The sequence below is a fragment of the Alkalihalophilus lindianensis genome, assembly GCF_032843265.1.
In the GTDB taxonomy this organism is placed as follows: domain Bacteria; phylum Bacillota; class Bacilli; order Bacillales; family Bacillaceae_D; genus Alkalihalophilus; species Alkalihalophilus lindianensis.
Map to the genome: position 1 here is coordinate 1 of NZ_JAWJBA010000661.1, position 254 is coordinate 254.

A 254-nucleotide genomic window follows, 5' to 3' on the forward strand; every position below is an offset into this window, starting at 1 on the left:
TTCCGGCTTCTACCCTGAGGAAGGGAAAAACCTGGCCAAACGCCGTGATAACAAGGATACAGGCGGCGGCAACTTCCTCAATTGGTCGTATGCATGGCCTATGAACCGCCGGATTCTATACAACCGTGCCTCAGCAGACCCAAGCGGTAAGCCTTGGAGCAAGGAAAAAGCGGTTATTTGGTGGGATGCGAAGCAGAAGTTATGGGTAGGAACGGATGTCCCTGATTTCAAGCCGATCACGGCCCCTAATGAGC

At 53.1% G+C, this 254-nt stretch carries 1 protein-coding gene; it reads left to right on the forward strand.

Annotated elements, in window-relative coordinates; all coding sequences use genetic code 11:
* Positions 1-254 (forward strand): hypothetical protein (locus tag RYX56_RS23805; RefSeq protein WP_317124313.1); only part of this gene is annotated, 254 nt, incomplete at both ends.